The sequence below is a fragment of the Hydrogenophaga sp. genome (assembly GCF_041633695.1).
Taxonomy (GTDB): domain Bacteria; phylum Pseudomonadota; class Gammaproteobacteria; order Burkholderiales; family Burkholderiaceae_C; genus Hydrogenophaga.
Genome location: NZ_JBFJMY010000764.1, coordinates 1 through 1,036, shown reverse-complemented (window position 1 = coordinate 1,036; position 1,036 = coordinate 1). Strand labels below are relative to the sequence as shown.

At 64.7% G+C, this 1,036-nt stretch carries 2 protein-coding genes; both read right to left on the bottom strand.

Features of this window, described 5'->3' with window-relative positions; translation table 11 throughout:
• Positions 1–157: 157 nt before the first annotated feature.
• Positions 158–634, bottom strand: a complete 477-nt coding sequence (locus ABYB95_RS23930) for a peptidylprolyl isomerase (protein WP_372662994.1) — start codon at positions 632–634, stop codon at positions 158–160.
• 21 nt (positions 635–655) lie between these two features.
• Positions 656–1,036, bottom strand: a 381-nt coding sequence (mog, locus tag ABYB95_RS23925) for a molybdopterin adenylyltransferase (RefSeq protein ID WP_372662992.1), incomplete at its 5' end; no start/stop codon positions are given.

Sequence of the window (1,036 nt, the reverse complement as noted above, 5' to 3'; positions counted from 1 at the left end):
GCGATGCCTGTGGCCCAGAAAAGCCAGTTCCACGGCGTCTCGGATGAACACCCAGTTGCGCCAGAGAGGTGGCTTGGTCCAGGGCACCGCGGAACCGGCTTGGCCGGGCCGCCAGTGCCGCCCCCTGGGGGGTGACGGCGAAGCCGGCGCGGGGGGGTTAATGGTGATGTCCGTGCGCGCCGTGCGCGTGGCCGTGGGTGCTTTCTTCGGCGCTGGCGGCACGTACTTCCAGCACCTTGAGCGAAAAGCGCAGCGTCTGCCCGGCCAAGGGGTGGTTGCCGTCCAGGTGCACGGTCGGGCCCTTGATCTTCACCACGGTGAAGACCTGCTCCTCGCCTTGTTCGTTGCGGCCCTGGAGCTGCCCACCGACCTTCACGCCCGGCGGGAAATCGCTCTTGGCAATGGTCTGCACCAGATTTTCATCGCGCACACCAAAGGCGTCTTCGGGTGGCAATTCCAGCGTGGTCTGGAAGCCGACTTCCTGACCTTCCAGTGCTTTTTCAATGCCGGGCAAGGTGTTGTTGTAGCCACCGTGCAGATAGGCGCGGGGCTCGGTACCGTCTTCCAGCACCTTGCCTTTGGCATCGGTGGCGCGGAAAGTCAGGGTGACGACGGTGTCTTTGGCAATCTTCATGCGGGTCTTTCGATCAGAGGTTCAACGCGGAGCCCGCACAGCGGACTTGGGGCGGAAAGCTTTGCAGACCGCGTCGTGGGTTTCGAGGTAGGGGCCACCGATCAGGTCAACGCAGTAGGGCACGGCAGCAAAAATGCCGTGCACCTGGGGTTTGCCGTCGGCATTTTTCAGGCCTTCCAGTGTTTCGGCAATGGCCTTGGGCTGACCCGGCAGGTTGATGATGAGGCTTTGGTCGCGCACCACCGCGACCTGGCGCGAGAGGATGGCGGTGGGCACGAAGGCCAGGCCGATCTGGCGCATTTGCTCGCCAAAGCCGGGCATTTCCTTGTGCGCGACCGCCAGCGTGGCCTCGGGCGTGACGTCGCGCAAAGCCGGGCCGGTGCCCCCGGTGGTGAGCACCAG

What these genes read in the sequence shown, in the direction of transcription:
- ABYB95_RS23930 (WP_372662994.1), bottom strand. Translation starts at nt 634, where the DNA reads ATGAAGATTGCCAAAGACACCGTCGTCACCCTGACTTTCCGCGCCACC.